At 48.0% G+C, this 2,411-nt stretch carries 1 protein-coding gene; it reads left to right on the top strand.

Going from position 1 to position 2,411, the window contains the following annotated elements; genetic code table 11:
* The coding region (gene adhE, locus V1U08_RS22825; RefSeq protein WP_330471471.1) for a bifunctional acetaldehyde-CoA/alcohol dehydrogenase at nt 1-2,411 on the top strand (2,411 nt) is incomplete at both ends.

Here is a 2,411-nt window from a genome sequence, read left to right as displayed (position 1 = left end):
CGCGTTAAGAAAGCGCAAGAAGAGTTCTCTACTTACTCTCAAGAGCAAGTAGACAAAATCTTCCGTGCCGCTTCTCTTGCCGCTAACCAAGCTCGTATCCCTCTAGCGCAGCAAGCGGTTGAAGAATCTGGTATGGGTATTGTTGAAGATAAAGTAATCAAGAACCACTTCGCTTCTGAGTTTATCTACAACAAATACAAAGACGAACAGACTTGTGGCATCCTGGAAGAGGATGACAACCTGGGTACAATGACTATCGCTGAGCCTGTAGGCATCATCTGCGGTATCGTACCAACGACTAACCCAACTTCAACTGCGATCTTCAAATCTCTTATCTCTCTGAAGACTCGTAACGGTATCATCTTCTCGCCACACCCACGTGCGAAAAACTCTACTAACGATGCAGCGAAACTAGTTCTGGATGCAGCAGTAGCAGCGGGTGCGCCAAAAGACATCATTGGTTGGATCGACCAACCTTCAGTTGAGCTTTCAAACGCTCTAATGAAACACGATGACATCGCACTTATCCTTGCAACTGGTGGTCCAGGCATGGTGAAAGCAGCATACTCTTCTGGTAAGCCAGCAATCGGCGTAGGTGCAGGTAACGTTCCAGTTGTTATCGATGAAACTGCTGACATCAAACGTGCAGTGGCTTCTATCCTAATGTCTAAAACATTCGATAACGGCGTAGTGTGTGCTTCTGAGCAGGCTGCAATCGTGGTTGACGAAGTATACGACGAAGTGAAAGAGCGTTTCGCAACGCACAAAGCTTACGTACTAAGCAAAGCTGAAGCAGAGAAAGTTCGTAAAGTTCTGCTTATCGACGGCGCACTAAACGCGAAAATCGTTGGCCAACCAGCAGCGGCTATTGCTGAAATGGCAGGCGTTAAAGTGCCTGCGGACACTAAAGTGCTTGTTGGTGAAGGTCTAGGTAAAGTTTCTTACGACGACGCATTCGCTCACGAGAAACTGTCTCCAACGCTAGGTCTATTCCGTGCTGACAACTTCGAAGACGCGGTTGCTCAAGCGGTAACAATGGTTGAAATCGGCGGTATCGGCCACACTTCTGGTCTGTACACTAACCAAGACGTTAACGCAGACCGCATCCGTTACTTCGGTGACAAGATGAAGACGGCTCGTATCCTAATCAACATCCCGACTACTCACGGTGGTATCGGTGACTTGTACAACTTCAACGTTGCTCCTTCTCTAACGCTAGGTTGTGGTTCATGGGGTGGTAACTCTATCTCTGAGAACGTAGGTCCTAAACACCTAATCAACAAGAAAACTGTTGCGAAGCGAGCTGAAAACATGTTGTGGCATAAACTACCTAAGTCAATCTACTTCCGTCGCGGTAGCCTTCCAATCGCGCTTGGCGACCTAGAAGGTAAGAAACGCGCATTCCTAGTCACTGACCGTTTCCTATTCAACAACGGTTACGCAGATGACGTAGTGAAACTACTGAAAGCACAAGGCATGGAAGTTCAAACGTTCTTCGACGTTGAAGCTGACCCAACGCTGTCTGTAGTAGAAAAAGGTGCCGCTCAAATGGCAAGCTACCAACCAGACGTGATCCTAGCGCTAGGTGGTGGTTCACCAATGGATGCTGCGAAAATCATGTGGGTAATGTACGAGCACCCAGAAACGCACTTCGAAGAGCTTGCAATGCGCTTTATGGACATCCGTAAACGTATCTACAAGTTCCCTAAAATGGGTCAAAAAGCTGAGCTTGTTTGTATCACAACAACTTCAGGTACTGGCTCAGAAGTTACTCCATTCGCGGTTGTTACTGACGACAAGACTGGCGCTAAATACCCACTAGCGGACTACGAGCTAACTCCTAACATGGCTATCGTTGATGCGAACCTTGTTATGAACATGCCTAAGTCTCTAACCGCATTCGGTGGTTACGACGCGGTAACTCACGCTCTGGAAGCTTACGTATCTGTTCTAGCGAACGAATACTCAGATGGCCAAGCTCTTCAAGCACTTAAGATGCTAAAAGAGTACCTACCATCTAGCTACGCGAACGGTGCAAACGACCCAATCGCTCGTGAGAAAGTACACAACGCAGCAACTATCGCTGGTGTGGCGTTTGCGAACGCATTCCTAGGTGTTTGTCACTCAATGGCGCACAAATTAGGTGCTGAGTTCCACGTACCACACGGTTTGGCTAACGCACTGCTTATCTCTAACGTTGTACGTTACAACGCGAACGATAACCCAACTAAGCAAACTGCGTTCTCTCAATACGACCGTCCACAAGCACGTCGTCGTTACGCTGAAGTTGCAGACCACCTAGGCCTAAGCCAAGCAGGTGACCGCACTGCTCAGAAGATTGAACGTCTACTAGCATGGATGGATGAGCTAAAAGCTAACCTAGACATCCCAATGTCTATTCAGGCGGCTGG

Source organism: Vibrio sp. YYF0003, assembly GCF_036350715.1.
Taxonomy (GTDB): Bacteria; Pseudomonadota; Gammaproteobacteria; order Enterobacterales; family Vibrionaceae; genus Vibrio; species Vibrio natriegens.
This window is presented reverse-complemented; position numbering and strand designations above follow the sequence as displayed.